The 13196-nt window shown below is 49.0% G+C and carries 13 protein-coding genes and 1 other RNA gene; 4 read left to right on the plus strand and 10 right to left on the minus strand.

Features of this window, described 5'->3' with window-relative positions; all coding sequences use genetic code 11:
• Positions 1-207: 207 nt before the first annotated feature.
• The 4 genes from ubiI to M2387_RS08440 are packed head-to-tail and all read right to left on the minus strand — an operon-like array spanning position 208 to position 4527.
• Positions 208-1407 carry an FAD-dependent 2-octaprenylphenol hydroxylase gene (gene ubiI / locus M2387_RS08425; RefSeq protein WP_259048712.1) on the minus strand — a complete coding sequence of 400 codons (1200 nt, stop codon included), beginning with the start codon at positions 1405-1407 and terminating at the stop codon, positions 208-210.
• 12 nt (positions 1408-1419) lie between these two features.
• Positions 1420-2598 (minus strand): 2-octaprenyl-6-methoxyphenyl hydroxylase, encoded by a 1179-nt coding sequence (ubiH, locus tag M2387_RS08430; protein ID WP_259048713.1) that lies wholly within the window; start codon positions 2596-2598, stop codon positions 1420-1422.
• 10 nt (positions 2599-2608) lie between these two features.
• Complete coding sequence (gene pepP / locus M2387_RS08435; protein ID WP_259048714.1) at positions 2609-3925, minus strand: Xaa-Pro aminopeptidase; 1317 nt, start codon at positions 3923-3925, stop codon at positions 2609-2611.
• A 23-nt stretch (positions 3926-3948) separates the two neighbouring features.
• Positions 3949-4527 (minus strand): YecA/YgfB family protein, encoded by a 579-nt coding sequence (locus tag M2387_RS08440; RefSeq protein WP_259048715.1) that lies wholly within the window; start codon positions 4525-4527, stop codon positions 3949-3951.
• A gap of 168 nt (positions 4528-4695) precedes the next feature.
• Between M2387_RS08440 and zapA the strand changes: the two genes are divergently transcribed.
• The 3 genes from zapA (at position 4696) to M2387_RS08455 (ending at position 5854) form a co-directional block, all read left to right on the plus strand.
• Positions 4696-5013, plus strand: a complete 318-nt coding sequence (gene zapA, locus M2387_RS08445) for a cell division protein ZapA (RefSeq protein WP_259048716.1) — start codon at positions 4696-4698, stop codon at positions 5011-5013.
• Positions 5014-5051: 38 nt separating this feature from the next.
• Positions 5052-5235, plus strand: a non-coding RNA gene (gene ssrS, locus M2387_RS08450) — 6S RNA.
• A 22-nt stretch (positions 5236-5257) separates the two neighbouring features.
• Complete coding sequence (locus M2387_RS08455; RefSeq protein ID WP_259048717.1) at positions 5258-5854, plus strand: 5-formyltetrahydrofolate cyclo-ligase; 597 nt, start codon at positions 5258-5260, stop codon at positions 5852-5854.
• 40 nt (positions 5855-5894) lie between these two features.
• On the opposite strand, the gene serA is transcribed toward M2387_RS08455, so the two are convergent.
• Entirely contained in the window at positions 5895-7133 is a 1239-nt protein-coding gene (gene serA, locus M2387_RS08460) for a phosphoglycerate dehydrogenase (protein ID WP_259048718.1), read from the minus strand.
• 412 nt (positions 7134-7545) lie between these two features.
• Complete coding sequence (gene rpiA / locus M2387_RS08465; RefSeq protein WP_259048719.1) at positions 7546-8205, minus strand: ribose-5-phosphate isomerase RpiA; 660 nt, start codon at positions 8203-8205, stop codon at positions 7546-7548.
• A 220-nt stretch (positions 8206-8425) separates the two neighbouring features.
• On the opposite strand from rpiA, the gene argP reads away from it, so the two are divergent.
• Positions 8426-9325 carry a DNA-binding transcriptional regulator ArgP gene (argP, locus tag M2387_RS08470; RefSeq protein WP_259048720.1) on the plus strand — a complete coding sequence of 300 codons (900 nt, stop codon included), beginning with the start codon at positions 8426-8428 and terminating at the stop codon, positions 9323-9325.
• 41 nt (positions 9326-9366) lie between these two features.
• Here the strand turns inward: argP and M2387_RS08475 are convergent, their stop codons facing one another.
• The 4 genes from M2387_RS08475 to fbaA form a co-directional block, all read right to left on the minus strand.
• Entirely contained in the window at positions 9367-10101 is a 735-nt protein-coding gene (locus M2387_RS08475) for an oxidative stress defense protein (RefSeq protein WP_259048721.1), read from the minus strand.
• 107 nt (positions 10102-10208) lie between these two features.
• A complete protein-coding gene (gene argO, locus M2387_RS08480) occupies positions 10209-10844 on the minus strand; it encodes an arginine exporter ArgO (RefSeq protein WP_259048722.1) in 636 nt (211 codons plus the stop codon).
• A 188-nt stretch (positions 10845-11032) separates the two neighbouring features.
• A complete protein-coding gene (gene mscS / locus M2387_RS08485; RefSeq protein WP_259048723.1) occupies positions 11033-11893 on the minus strand; it encodes a small-conductance mechanosensitive channel MscS in 861 nt (286 codons plus the stop codon).
• A gap of 145 nt (positions 11894-12038) precedes the next feature.
• Positions 12039-13118, minus strand: a complete 1080-nt coding sequence (gene fbaA, locus M2387_RS08490) for a class II fructose-bisphosphate aldolase (protein WP_259048724.1) — start codon at positions 13116-13118, stop codon at positions 12039-12041.
• Positions 13119-13196: the final 78 nt, after the last annotated feature.

A 13196-nucleotide genomic window follows, 5' to 3' on the forward strand; every position in this document is an offset into this window, starting at 1 on the left:
GCATAAATAGTATGACTTTGATTAATTAATGCGGAGCAGATAACAGTTATGAGGTTTTTTATAGGGAATTAAGCATAATTCACGATAAGTGGAATTAGAAAAAATAATGCGAAATTTAGCCTGGGATTAGAATTTTTCAAACAAGAGGAATGCTTCTCTTCCGCTATCGCGGAAGAGAAATCAGGTACAGCCTATGGCTGTGAGGGATCAGCGTAACCAGGAAGGTAAGTCGTCCAGCCCCATTGCCTGCCTGACCAATTTGGGCTTCACACCCGGCAAGGTATTGGCCAGTTTCAGGCCGACATCACGCAGCAGTTTCTTCGCCGGGTTATTACCCGCAAACAGTTCACGGAAGCCCTGCATACTGGCAAGCATCAGCGCCGCACTGTGTTTACGGCTACGTTCATAGCGGCGTAAATAGAGATGCTGACCAAAGTCTTTCCCTTCCCGATGCAAGCGGCGAATTTCAGAGACCAGTTCAGCGGCATCCATAAAGCCAAGATTCACCCCCTGACCTGCCAGAGGATGAATGGTGTGCGCCGCATCACCCACCAGCGCCAGACGATGGCTGGCAAAACTACGGGCATAGCGACCGGTCAACGGAAAAACTTGTCGTTCGCTGTCGAGCTGGCATAACCCTAGCTGCAAATCAAAAGTCGAGGAAAGCGCCCGGTTAAACTCTTCAGCCGTTGCTATTTTCATCGCCTCGGCCTCTGTGGGTGACAGGGACCAGACAATGGAACAAAGATACGGGTCGCTCAGCGGTAAGAAAGCGAGGATCCCATTACCATGAAATACCTGACGGGCGACAGCCTGATGCGGCTCAGCGGTACGTATCGTGGCAACCAAGGCGTGGTGATTATAGTCCCAGAATGTCAGTGGAATATCGGCTTTATTCCGCACCCATGAGTTCGCGCCATCCGCGCCAACCACCAGGCGTGCGGTTAACATAGCCCCGTCTTTCAGGGTCAGAAAAGCCTCATTTTCACCCCAGGCGATTTGCTGAATTTCAGCCGGAGCAAGCAGTGTGATATCGGAGCATTGTTCAGCTCTCTGCCAGAGCGCAGAATGAACCACCGCATTTTCAACAATATGACCAAGATGACTAAAGCCAAAACTTTTATCGTCGAAATCAATTCGCCCGAAGCTGTCTTTATCCCAGACTTCCATGCCGTGGTAGCGGCTGGCTCGCTTTGTAATATTCGGCCAGACGCCAAGGTGGGTCAGGAACTTCTCGCTGGCCGCATTGATGGCTGATACACGCAGCTCAGGAGCTGCGTCAGGACTCAGTGGCTCAGGAACATGGTTTTCCAGTACCGCGACACGCAGCCCGCTGCCCTGAAGGCCACAAGCCACAGCCAGCCCCACCATTCCGCCACCAACAATCGCCACATCAACGCTTTGCAAATTGACTCTCCTTTAACGCGCAACCCAACCTAGCGTGCGCTGAGCCAGCACATCACGTGCCGGAGTAAAATGTTCCATGGCCATAAGACCAAGATTACGCCCCACCACTAAAGGTGCCCAGCGGTTAGCAAACAGATGAACCAGACTGTCTGTCATACCAATTGTCATGGTTTTGTCTGTCGTGCGTTGCTGCTGATAAGCCGCCAGCACGGGGAAACTGCCGGGATCTTGTTGCGACTGCCAGGCCTGAGAAAGATTCTCAGCCAGCGACATCACATCACGCAGAGCCAGGTTAAAACCTTGCCCGGCTATCGGATGCAACGTTTGCGCCGCATTACCAACCAGCACCAGGCGATGGGAAACAGACTGAGCCGCCGTCGTTAACGCCAGCGGATAGTGGTGACGAGCCCCTACCTGGGTAATACGTCCAAGACGCCAGCCAAATGCCCGCTGTAGCTGCTGGCGGAACTCATCATCGCTCCAGGCTGCAACCTGCTCACCTGCTTCCCGCGCATGGCACCAGACCAGGGAACAGCGACCATCAGACATGGGCAGCATCGCCAGTGGCCCGTGTTCGGTAAAACGCTCGAAGGCACGCCCGTCATGGGGTTGTGAGGTGGTGACATTGGCGATAACCGCAATTTGCTGATAGTTATCGGATTTCCAGACCACACCACATTGTGCCGCGAGAGTCGAGCGAGAACCATCTGCGGCAACCAGCAAGCTGCCTTTCAGGGCAGTTCCGTCACTGAGAGTGACATGAACGGAGTCCTGCTCTCGCTGGAAAGTCGTGACGCGTTGTGGGCAGTGTACGGTGACGCCTGGTGCCTTTTGCAGCAGATTGAACAGCCGCCTGCCGATATCATGCAGCTCAACCACTTGCCCGAGCGCCGGAATATGATAATCCTCAGCCTTCAGGGTGACAAAACTTGCGTGCCCGCGATCGCTGACATGCACGGTACGAATCGCCGTGGCACAGTCAGAAATTGCAGGCCAGACACCAATATTCGTCAGCTGCTGACAGGTTCCCTGTGCCAGAGCGATAGCTCTGGCATCAAAGCCCGGATGAGAAGCACTGTCAGGGCTCACCGCTTCAATCAAATGAACCGGTAATTTGCCCTGTGTTAACTGAGAAATAGCCAGCGCAAGCGTTGCCCCCGCCATTCCTCCACCCACAATAATGATGCTCATATCATACTCGTTACTGCCGAGCCGCAGCCATCAACGCTTCAATATCATCAGCAGATTTCACGACACTAGCGGTTAAATTTTCATTACCGTTTTCAGTTATCAGAATATCGTCTTCAATACGGATACCAATACCACGGTATTCTGGCGGAACGTCGGCATCAGGGGCGATATAGAGTCCAGGCTCAATGGTAATGACCATTCCAGGCTCCAGAACACGTGAACGATCTGCACCATAGACACCGACATCATGAACATCCAGGCCAAGCCAGTGGCTGAGACTGTGCATGAAGAATTCCTGATACGCATTCTCGCTAATCAGCGTATCCACATCGCCTTTCAGCAGACCGAGTTTCACCAGCCCCGTCACCATGATACGCACCACTTGCACAGTGACTTCCTGAATAGTGGTGCCCGGCCGATACAACACAAGTGCAGTATCAAGAGATTCCAGAACGATATCGTAAATAGCCCGCTGAGGAGCGCTAAATTTCCCATTAACCGGGAAAGTACGGGTGATATCGCCCGCATATCCCAGGTATTCACAGCCGGCATCAATCAGAACTAAATCACCGTCCTGCATCTTACTTTCGTTTTCAGTGTAATGCAGAATGCAGCCGTTATCCCCACTACCAACAATGGTATTATAAGACGGGAAGCGAGCTCCATGGCGAGTAAATTCGTGATGAATTTCACCTTCAAGCTGATATTCAAACATTCCCGGACGACATTTTTCCATCGCTCGGGTATGTGCCAGAGCGCTGATTTCGCCAGCACGGCGTAAGATTGCACACTCAGCTTCTGATTTGAACAGGCGCATATCGTGAAGCACCGGGCGCCAGTCAGTCATGGTAGCAGGAGCACTCAGATTCTGACGGCTGCCACGACGTAGCTTATCCAGCGCAGTAAACACAATGCGGTCGGCATAGTCATATTCGCCCTGAGCGTGATAGACCACCGTCAGCCCATTGAGTAACTGATACAGCTGCTCATCAATTTCATTAAATGCCAGCGCCCGGTCAATACCCAGTTTTTGCGGGGCATTTTCTTGTCCCAGGCGACGGCCAAACCAGATCTCTTTGGTCTTATCGCGGACGCGATTAAACAGCACGCTGTGACTATGGGTCACATCACTTTTAATCAGCACCAGAACGGCTTCTGGTTCATTAAACCCGGTTAAATACCAAAAATCGCTATTCTGACGATAGGAATATTCAGTATCAGCACTACGGGTTGCTTCAGGCGCCGAAAAGATAATAGCGGCACTTGCCGATTCCATTTTCGCCAGTAATGCCTGACGGCGACGGTGAAATTCAGACTGCTGTTTCATCACTCCTCCCGAGATTGTTCTGATTAATGAAGTGTTGGTTTACTCGCTTCTGGTGCCAGCGGTTGAGTACGCGTAAAGGTGTCATGGCAGAGTAAAGCGGCGACACGGACATACTCGATAATTTCTTCCAGAGACATTTCCAGCTCTTCCTGGTCGTCATCTTCGTCATAACCCAGTTGGGCGATATTACGTAAATCGTCAATCGCTTCGCCGGTCTCGCCTGGTACTTTATCCAGTTTAGACTGCGTAATGCCTAGTCCTAACAGGAAATGGTTCACCCAGCCGGACAGCGCGTCAGCCCGGTCAAAAACTGTTGTTTCGTCGCCTTCTGGAATATAAAGCTGAAACAGAAAACCGTCATCTTCCAGGGCATCGGCAATAGCCGCATGCATCTGGCGTAAAATATCAGCCAGGTTTTTGCTAAACGCTAGCCCTTCATTCGTGAAATCATGGAGCAGGGTTTGCCAGTTGCTTTCATTACTTCCGCCGCAAAGCATGCCGCTGATTAAACCATGCATTTCCGCGGGCGTAAGGCCCACACCTTGTTCATTTAATAGCTGGCCTACTGCATCGTAGCCAGGCATTGCATTTTGTATAGACATGCGCATTCATCGTCGTTAGCAGGAGGAGTGTGTTATGCTACCACTTGGACCCCTGTAGATACCAGAAAAGGGCTTGTATCTTAATATCAGGGTAGCTATAGTGGCGCGCCTTAGGTTATTGAAATTCTTATAACGCTAAGGCAGGCGAGTTAACAGCAGGAAGGTCGCATGTCTGCACAACCAGTCGATATTCAAATTTTCGGTCGCTCATTACGTGTTAATTGCCCACCGGAACAGCAGGATGCGCTGAATCAGGCTGCAGAAGAACTGAGCCAGCGTTTGCAAGATTTAAAAGTTAGAACCCGAGTCACAAATACAGAGCAGTTAGTGTTCATTGCTGCACTGAATATTTGTTATGAACTGGCGCAAGAAAAAGCCAAAACTCGTGATTATGCCGCGAATATGGAAGAACGTATTCGTATGCTGCAACAGACGATTGAACGCGCATTGCTTGAACAAGGACGACAAGGTCCGGCATTTGAATAACGCGTAAAAGTCGATTATACTGTTCAGTAACAGACAGAATTTCTCTGAGATGTTTGCAAGCGGGCCCGTCCCCTGAGCCGATATTTAATACCAACAGAATGTGTCGATCCATGATCGGTGCGCATGCTCGGTTCGTCCGAGAAGCCTGAAGATTATGACGATATGTTCACCTTGAACCATGGGTTCAAGGGTTACAGCCTGCAGCGGCATCTCGGAGAATCCCCCCTTTTACAGGCTTTCGCCTATGACTCTCTCTTCTTCACGATCGGAACTTCGTCAAGCCATTCGCCAGTCTATACGCCAGCATCGACGTGCTCTCACAGCGGATGAGCAAAACCATTTTGCCCTGAAAGCCGCACAACGGATGCTAGCTTTGCCAGAAATTATCGGTGCGAAAAATATCGCTCTGTTTCTCTCTTTCGATGGAGAACTGGATACCGCTCCTTTAATTAACGCGCTCTGGCAGACGAATAAAGCCGTCTATCTCCCGGTATTACATCCCTTCAGTGCCGGAAATTTATTATTTCTGCGCTACAGCGAAACGACACCATTAATCAGAAACCGGCTGAAAATTCTGGAACCTCAGTTGGATGTCAGACAGGTACTGCCGATTGCACAGTTGGATGTTCTAGTGACACCCCTGGTCGCTTTTGACTCAGACGGACAAAGGCTTGGCATGGGAGGAGGATTCTACGACAGGACGTTACAGAACTGGCAACAACATCATTTTTACCCTGTAGGGCTGGCACATGATTGCCAGTGGGTACCGGAGCTTCCGACCGAAGCCTGGGATATACCGCTACCGGCTGTTGTGACGCCATCGCATCTCTGGCAGTGGTAATAGCGCCTCAGGTTCACACCAAAGGCGCTGGTATCGCTAATTAGTAGAGCAGACGAGCGCGAATGGTTCCCGGGATTGCTTTCATCAGTTTCAGTGCACTTTCAGCACGTTCTTCTGAAGCATCAACATCGATAACCACGTAACCCATTTGTGGGGTGGTTTGCAGATACTGAGCGGCAATGTTGATCCCTTGATCGGTAAAGACCTGGTTCAGAGCCGTCATAACTCCTGGACGATTTTCATGGATGTGTAACAGACGGCTTGAGGTGCCACCGTGCAACGGCAAAGAAACTTCCGGGAAGTTAACCGCTGACAGCGTAGAACCATTGTCAGAGTACTTAGCCAGTTTACCTGCCACTTCCAGACCGATGTTTTCCTGTGCTTCCTGAGTCGAACCACCAATATGCGGGGTCAGGATCACGTTATCAAATTCACACAGTGGAGAGATGAACGGATCGCTGTTGGTTGCGGGTTCAGTCGGGAACACGTCAATCGCCGCACCTGCCAGATGTTTACTTGATAACGCATTACACAGCGCAGGAATATCAACCACCGTGCCGCGGGAAGCGTTGATCAGCAGTGATCCTGGCTTCATCAAGGCGATCTCCGCAGCACCCATCATATTTTTGGTAGAAATATTTTCAGGTACATGCAGACTGACAACATCACTCATATTCAGTAAGTCAGAGAGGTGCTGTACTTGGGTTGCGTTACCCAGCGGCAGTTTGCTTTCAATATCGTAGAAGAAAACATGCATGCCCAGAGATTCAGCCAGGATCCCCAGTTGAGTACCAATGTGGCCATAACCGATGATACCCAGTTTTTTACCGCGCGCTTCATAAGAACCGACCGCCAGTTTATTCCACTGACCACGGTGTGCTTTCGCATTCGCTTCAGGAATACCACGTAACAGCAGCAGTAATTCACCAATCACCAGTTCCGCTACAGAACGGGTGTTAGAGAATGGCGCGTTAAATACCGGTACACCACGGTTAGCCGCAGCGACTAAATCAACCTGGTTAGTACCGATACAGAAGCACCCGACAGCAACTAGTCGCTCAGCGGAGGCTAAAACTTCTGCGCTTAAATGAGTTCGGGAACGTAAACCAATGAAATGTGCATCACGAATGGCCTCTTTTAGCTCTTCTGTGTCCAGAGCGCCTTTGTGATACTCAATATTGGTATAACCTGCTGCACGAAGATTATCGACAGCTTTCTGATGGACACCTTCAACCAGCAGAAACTTAATTTTCTCTTTTTCTAGTGATACTTTTGCCATTTCCCGACCCTATCATTCTCAGATTTGTTGTGTACTACCAGATATTTTCCTCCTGTCAAAATATCAAAATCTACGCGCGGGGCAATATAAACGATTGCGCAGCCCCACTGACAAATGACAAGAAAAACGAGCTGTCAGCACAATATACTGAGTAACGGAAAGAAGCAGAGATGAATAACAGTACTGCAACACAAATGTGATACATGTCACCAAAATATCCCTAAAAAAAATTTTTCTTTTTTTTATGTATGTACTAAAGACATCAAAAAATCTTATAACGGTGAGAAAAGAATTTAAATCAATTTAAAATCAAATGCTTAGATCTATTATTGATATTTTAAAACAAAAAAAGACGGGATATTAACGCAGGATATTAATCGATAAAGGGAGCGCAAGACGCTCCCTCACAGCACTATATTTTGAGAACTTTTACGCCACCCTCACTACCGATCAGAGCAATATCAGCTCCGCGCCGGGCGAACAGACCGACAGTCACCACTCCGGGTATGGCATTGATCTCATCTTCCAGTTTAATCGGCTCCATGATGCTCAATCCGTAAACATCGAGGATCACGTTTCCATTATCAGTCACCACGCCCTGGCGATATTCAGGACGTCCGCCTAGTTTCACCAGTTTACGTGCAACAGCACTGCGAGCCATAGGAATCACTTCAACCGGCAGAGGGAATTCACCGAGGATGCCAACCAATTTGGAGGCATCAGCAATGCAGACAAATTTTTCTGCCACAGAGGCGATAATTTTTTCACGCGTTAAGGCAGCACCACCGCCTTTGATCATCTGCAGCTGCTCATTGATTTCATCGGCGCCATCGACATAAACGCCCAGAGAATCAACCTGGTTAAGATCAAAAACAGGAATACCTAAACTAATGAGTTTGGCAGTAGAAGCTTCTGAGCTTGAAACCGCACCTTCTATTTGGTCTTTAATCGTGCCGAGTGCATCAATAAAGTGTGCAGCTGTACTTCCGGTACCGACACCCACAATGGTTCCGGGTTGCACATACTCTAACGCCGCCCAGCCAACCGCTTTTTTCAGTTCATCCTGCGTCATAATGTTCTGCCTGTGATATGAAGACTGCTGGCTATTATAAAGCATGAGAATAAAAAATGTGTTTGGGTTTACTGCAATAGGGTGAGGATCACATGCGTATAATTCGAGTTGCTTGTAGACGGTATGAATGCCGGCAACACCCAAGCAACTTGAAGTATGACGTGTATATGTCATAGTGCAGCTATAAAGCAGTCATAGAACAGATAAGAGTGAAAGAACCATGAAACGCCCTGACTATAGAACACTACAGGCACTGGATGCCGTTATTCGTGAACGCGGATTTGAGCGCGCAGCCCAAAAGCTGTGTATTACCCAATCGGCGGTATCCCAGCGAATTAAACAACTGGAGAATATGTTCGGTCAGCCGCTTTTGGTCCGTACCGTTCCACCGCGCCCGACCGAACAAGGCCAGAAGCTACTGGCATTACTGCGCCAGGTTGAGCTGCTGGAAGAAGAATGGTTAGGTGATGAGCAAACGGGCTCTACACCATTATTACTTTCACTGGCAGTCAATGCCGACAGTCTGGCTACCTGGCTGTTACCCGCTCTGGCACCAGTGCTGGTTGACTCCCCTATCCGCCTGAACCTCCAGGTCGAAGACGAAACCCGTACTCAGGAACGTTTACGTCGTGGGGAAGTGGTCGGGGCCGTTTCTATTCAGCCGCAGCCACTACCAAGCTGTCTGGTAGACAGACTGGGAGCCCTGGATTATCTGTTTGTCGGCTCAAAAGCCTTCGCTGAACGCTACTTCCCGAATGGTGTTACTCGCCAGGCGCTGTTAAAAGCCCCTGCCGTAGCCTTTGACCATCTCGATGATATGCACCAGGCATTCTTACAGCAGAACTTTGATTTATCGCCAGGCAGCGTGCCTTGCCATATTGTGAATTCGTCGGAAGCCTTTGTGCAACTGGCTCGTCAGGGAACCACATGCTGTATGATCCCGCATCTGCAAATCGAACGGGAATTAAATAGCGGAGAGTTGATTGATTTAACGCCAGGCCTGTTGCAACGCCGCATGCTCTACTGGCATCGCTTCGCACCGGAAAGCCGCATGATGCGCAATGTTACGGATGCGCTGCTGGACTACGCTCATAAAGTTTTAAGGCAGGATACGGAATAACAGCCTCCCCCTGGTTTCAGGGGGAAACTGCTGATAACGATTTACTGAGCGGCCGGAGCTTGTGGGCGTTCGAGTTCAAACACCACATCCACCTGATCGTTAAACTGAATAGATTCTCTGTCGTAGGTATCTGCGGCAGAAACTGAAGCGGCCTCATCGGCTGCTTTCATCATTCGCATCACTGGAGCTGGCTGATAGTTAGAAACGTGATAGCGAACGCTGTAAACCGGGCCTAACTTGCTATGGAAACCTTCGGCAAGCTGTTGAGCCTGACTGATAGCGTCATTGATTGCGGCTGTACGGGCTTTGTTTTTAAACTCTTCAGGTTCAGCTACACCTAAAGAGACCGAACGAATTTCATTCAGCCCTGCTTTCAATGCACCATCAAGCAATGGGCTCATTTTATCAAGCTGGCGCAGGGTGACTTCAACCTGACGCACGGCACGATAGCCTTTAAGCTGTGTTTTACCGTCTTTGAGATATTCATATTCAGGCTGAGTACTCAGATTGGCAGCATTGATGTCTTTCTTCTCTACGCCACTCTTCTGCAAGAATGTCATATATTCAGCAACACGCTCATCAACCTGTTTCTTGGCCGCTGCAGCATCCTTTGCAGAGACACTGACTTCAATAGCCAGTGTTGCCATATCCGGTACTGCACTCACGCTGGCAGTTCCGGAGGTGACAATATGCGGGCCATCAGGCAATTCACTCGCCTGAACCGAAGCCGTTGATAGTCCGATCAACGCAGATAATGCTAATATTTTAAACTTCACTGTATATCCTCCGCACGCTGTGTCAAAAGTGTCACTCTTGAATTCACTCTGGTTATCCTCTGCCAGCATAAACTCTTGCGCCAGCTTGTCTATCAGACAAAAGCTAATTATGCGATTAACTGTTTGAAAAGCTTAACGCCGTCCCATGCTAATTGTAGCGCAATAAACCACATGACAATGCCGACAACACCATTGATCGTCCGCTGCGCTGAAGCGGTACGTAAACGCGGAGCTAACCAGGCTGCCATCAGCGCCAGGCTATAGAACCAAATAATCGAAGCACTTGCCGTGCCAAGGGCAAACCAGCGCTTAGGTTCATCAGCCATCTGTCCACCCAGGCTCCCTAATACCACCACGGTATCGATATAAACATGTGGATTAAGCCAGGTCACCGCCAGTACCATCGCCAGCACCTTCCAGCGGCTACGCTTTAAAGCTTCGACATCCATCAGCTCAATATTGCGGCTAAAAGCGGTACGTAATGCACCCAGACCATACCAGAGTAAAAATAACACCCCGCCCCAAGTCACCAAGGCTAATAGCCAGGGAGATTGCATCAGTAACGCGCTGCCACCAAAAATACCGCCCCAGATCAGTACCAAATCACTGATAGCACAGAGTGAGGCAATCATAATGTGGTACTGCCGACGAATGCCCTGGTTTAATACCAGCGCATTTTGCGGCCCTAATGGCAGAATTAATGCTGCACCGAGTGCAACACCTTGAAAATAATAAAATAACACGACACACCTCTTTAATACGACTGATTGCAGTGGAGTGTAATGACTTATTATCATTAGATGAAATGGATAATTTTAATCTGACATTAACAGAACTGATACTGGAGGAAGGGATTCAGTGAGAGGTATAGCGGAGATAACGAATAATCAGGAAAGGGACCAAATACAGCCCCTTTCCCGATCTGTCTTAATTAAAGGATATCAGCTTCTTTTGCCGGGTTTACATGGATATCCATCTGCGGATACGGCAGGCCTATACCATTGGCATCGAGCTCTTTTTTAACGCGCTCCAGAACATCCCAGTAAACCATTTGCAAATCACCGCTGTTACTCCAGGCACGCATAATAAAGTTGACTGAAGAGGCTCCCAGCTCGTTAACACGCACCAGAATCTCACGGTCTTGCAGAATACGCGTTTCAGCCTTCAGAATATCGGTGAGGATCTGCTTCACTTTATCGATATCGGCATCATAAGAGACGCTAATGATAAACTCATTGCGACGAGCTGGCTCGCGGGAGAAGTTGATGATGTTACCGCCAATAACTTTCCCATTCGGAACAACAACTATTTTGCCGTCTGAAGTCCGCAGAGTTGTAGAGAAAATTTGTACGCTAAGCACGGTACCCGCCACACCACCCAGATCGACATATTCGCCAGAACGGAATGGACGGAAGGTGACGAGTATTACGCCCGCTGCAAGGTTAGACAGCGAACCCTGCAATGCCAGACCAACGGCCAGACCCGCGGCACCTAATACGGCGATAACAGAGGCGGTCTGGACACCGACGCGCCCTAAAGTCGCAATCAGGGTAAAGGCAATAATACCGTAGCGTACTAACGCTGAAAGAAAATCAGCGACGGTGGCATCAATATGCCTGGCCTTCATCACACGGTTAAGCGTCCCGGAAACGATACGGGCAATCATCAAACCTATCATCAGAATGGCTATTGCTGCGACCACATTGACAGCATAACTGAGCAGCAGCTCCTGGTTATCGACTAACCAGCCACCCGCATTACCAATCTGATCCGCTACATTAAGTTCTTCCATTAAATATCCCTTCTCTTAACGATTACCGATAAATATTTACCTACAGGTTAGCGGCAAAACGCTATCTGTACATCAGAAAATTACCCGCCCCCTGAAAAACATAAGGCCCGCATTCGCGGGCCTTATGGCAATCAGCAAGTATAGATTACAGAACGTTTACTGCGTTCAGTTCTGCAAAAGCTTGCTCAAGACGTGTAATCATAGAAGTCTGCGAAGCACGTAACCAGACACGTGGGTCATAGTATTTTTTGTTCGGCTGGTCAGCGCCTTTCGGGTTGCCCAACTGGCCTTGCAGATAGTCTTCGTTGGTTTTGTAGTACTGCAGGATGCCATCCCATGTAGCCCACTGGGTGTCGGTATCAATGTTCATTTTGATAACGCCATAGCCTACAGAGTCTTTGATTTCCTGAGCAGAAGAACCAGAACCACCGTGGAATACGAAGTTCAGGCTGTTGTGCGGCAGATTGTGTTTCTTAGAAACATAATCCTGAGAATCACGCAGGATGGTTGGAGTCAGTACTACGTTACCTGGCTTATAAACACCGTGAACGTTACCGAAAGAAGCAGCGATAGTGAAACGCGGGCTGATTTTAATCAGTTCAGAGTACGCGTAATCAACGTCTTCTGGCTGGGTGTAAAGCGCAGATGCGTCCATATGGCTGTTATCAACGCCATCTTCTTCACCGCCGGTGCAACCCAGTTCGATTTCCAGGGTCATACCCATTTTAGCCATACGGGCCAGGTATTTAGAGCTGATTTCGATGTTTTCTTCCAGTGACTCTTCAGACAAGTCAATCATGTGGGAAGAGAACAGCGGTTTGCCTGTAGCAGCAAAGTGTTTTTCACCTGCGTCCAGCAGACCGTCGATCCATGGCAGCAATTTCTTAGCACAGTGGTCGGTATGCAGGATAACCGGAACACCGTAATGTTCAGCCATCTGATGCACATGATGCGCACCAGAGATTGCACCCAGGATAGCAGCGCCCTGAGGAATATCAGTTTTGATGCCTTTACCTGCGATAAAAGCAGCACCGCCGTTAGAGAACTGAATAATAACTGGCGCTTTAACTTTGGCAGCAGTTTCTAATACAGCATTGATGGAGTCAGTTCCGACGCAGTTTACTGCAGGCAGTGCAAAGTTATTCTCTTTTGCAATCTGGAAAACTTTCTGTACGTCATCACCTGTCAGTACACCTGGTTTTACGAAATCAAAAATCTTAGACATATCGATGCTTCCTGTAAGTCTGTGAAAAATTCAACTTATCCCACGAATTATTTCGGGGGACATAAAACCAACGGGCAG

It is taken from the genome of Klebsiella sp. BIGb0407, from assembly GCF_024807845.1.
Taxonomy (GTDB): Bacteria; Pseudomonadota; Gammaproteobacteria; order Enterobacterales; family Enterobacteriaceae; genus JGM124.

Bases quoted from the DNA above. Each gene is read 5' to 3' on its own strand.
- argP (WP_259048720.1), top strand. From the start codon at position 8,426: ATGAAACGCCCTGACTATAGAACACTACAGGCACTGGATGCCGTTATT.
- pepP (WP_259048714.1), bottom strand. From the start codon at position 3,925: ATGAAACAGCAGTCTGAATTTCACCGTCGCCGTCAGGCATTACTGGCG.
- mscS (WP_259048723.1), bottom strand. From the start codon at position 11,893: ATGGAAGAACTTAATGTAGCGGATCAGATTGGTAATGCGGGTGGCTGG.
- rpiA (WP_259048719.1), bottom strand. From the start codon at position 8,205: ATGACGCAGGATGAACTGAAAAAAGCGGTTGGCTGGGCGGCGTTAGAG.
- fbaA (WP_259048724.1), bottom strand. From the start codon at position 13,118: ATGTCTAAGATTTTTGATTTCGTAAAACCAGGTGTACTGACAGGTGAT.
- serA (WP_259048718.1), bottom strand. From the start codon at position 7,133: ATGGCAAAAGTATCACTAGAAAAAGAGAAAATTAAGTTTCTGCTGGTT.
- M2387_RS08440 (WP_259048715.1), bottom strand. From the start codon at position 4,527: ATGTCTATACAAAATGCAATGCCTGGCTACGATGCAGTAGGCCAGCTA.
- ubiH (WP_259048713.1), bottom strand. From the start codon at position 2,598: ATGAGCATCATTATTGTGGGTGGAGGAATGGCGGGGGCAACGCTTGCG.
- M2387_RS08455 (WP_259048717.1), top strand. From the start codon at position 5,258: ATGACTCTCTCTTCTTCACGATCGGAACTTCGTCAAGCCATTCGCCAG.
- zapA (WP_259048716.1), top strand. From the start codon at position 4,696: ATGTCTGCACAACCAGTCGATATTCAAATTTTCGGTCGCTCATTACGT.